Here is a 1356-nt window from a genome sequence, read left to right as displayed (position 1 = left end):
GGTTCCTGGCGCGGCGGTTCCGGACGCGGTTCAGGTCGCGGGGGCGCCTCGGCACGCTGGGGTTGCGGACGCTGCTGAAGCTGGTCGACGCGCAACATCTCGGTGCGCTGGGGTTCCTGCCGCGGAGGCTGGGCCGGCTGCGAAGGCTGCTGCGGAGGCTGCTGCGGACGTGCGGGCTCGGACCTGGCCGACTGGTCGAACCACGACGGCTCGGAGTGCGGCAGCTGGTCGACCCGCGCCGTCTTGGCGTTCGGGACCGACAGCTCCGTCGTCTTCTGCTCGCCCTTCGGCTCGATCCGCACCGGGAGCGCCCGAGGTTCGCGACCATCCGGACCAATCGCCCCGTGAGACTTCCCACCCGAAGATCCACTCGCGGACCCGAGGGAAGCGCCGGAGGACCCGCCAGGACCACCGGAACCGGCCCCCACGCCGTTAGGAGCGGAACGAACAGGAGACGAGCGCAGCGGCTCCTGTGTGGACGGTGGCGTGAGCACCGCGGCGAGCGGGAAGCGCATCGTCGGCTGGTCGACGGACGGGCGGCTGACCTGCACCGTCGACTCGGCGGGCGCAGTGTCCGCACCGGCGTCGTCGTCCTCGGTCGGCCACTGGGGCTCGTCCGGCAAGAGGGCCTCCGTCAACTCGGTACGGGCAATCTCACACCCTCCAGCCTCCGCTCCGATGAGGGTTGACAGGGCGTCGTGGTCCACACTAGTGGCGTCACGAATGGGCTACATGAGCGAGGACCAGTGGAGTTCGACGTCCTGATCGAGATCCCCAAGGGCGTGCGCAACAAGTACGAGGNNCCCTCGGCGAGGACGGCGACCCGCTGGACGCCCTCGTTCTCGTCCAGGAGCCGACGTTCCCCGGCTGCCTGATCGCCGCTCGTGCGATCGGCATGTTCCGGATGACCGACGAGAAGGGCGGCGACGACAAGGTTCTGTGCGTCCCGGCCTTCGACCCGCGCCACGAGCACCTGCGCGACATCCACCACCTGGCGGAGTTCGACCGCCTGGAGATCCAGCACTTCTTCGAGGTCTACAAGGACCTCGAGCCTGGCAAGAGCGTCGAGGGCGCGACCTGGGTGGGCCGCACCGAGGCCGAGGCCGAGATCAAGCGCTCCTACCAGCGCCTGAAGGACGCCGAGGCACGCGGCGAGTCCTTCCACTGAGCCAACAAACGATGAAGGGACCCTTCNNGGTCCCTTCATCGTTTTCAGCTAGACCGCGATCGACTCCGCGTCCGCGACCCGCTCCAGGCCCGACCTGGTCGACAGCGGCTTCTCGCGCAGGAACCACACGAGGACGAACGCCGCCACCATCACGATCCCGCCGGTCATGAAGACCGTGTCGATCGCGC

Annotated in this window: 2 pseudogenes; one reads left to right on the top strand and one right to left on the bottom strand. The window is 68.9% G+C overall.

Annotated elements, in window-relative coordinates:
• A pseudogene (locus B0F77_RS47535) lies at positions 1-623 on the bottom strand (hypothetical protein); the annotation flags it as partial.
• A 123-nt stretch (positions 624-746) separates the two neighbouring features.
• Between B0F77_RS47535 and B0F77_RS44920 the strand changes: the two are divergent.
• Positions 747-1168 (top strand): annotated as a pseudogene (locus B0F77_RS44920) (inorganic diphosphatase).
• Positions 1169-1356: the final 188 nt, after the last annotated feature.

It is taken from the genome of Lentzea kentuckyensis, assembly GCF_002150765.1.
GTDB classification, from domain to species: domain Bacteria; phylum Actinomycetota; class Actinomycetes; order Mycobacteriales; family Pseudonocardiaceae; genus Lentzea; species Lentzea kentuckyensis.
The sequence above is the reverse complement of the archived record's forward strand: the minus strand, read 5'-3'. Positions and strand labels throughout refer to the sequence as shown.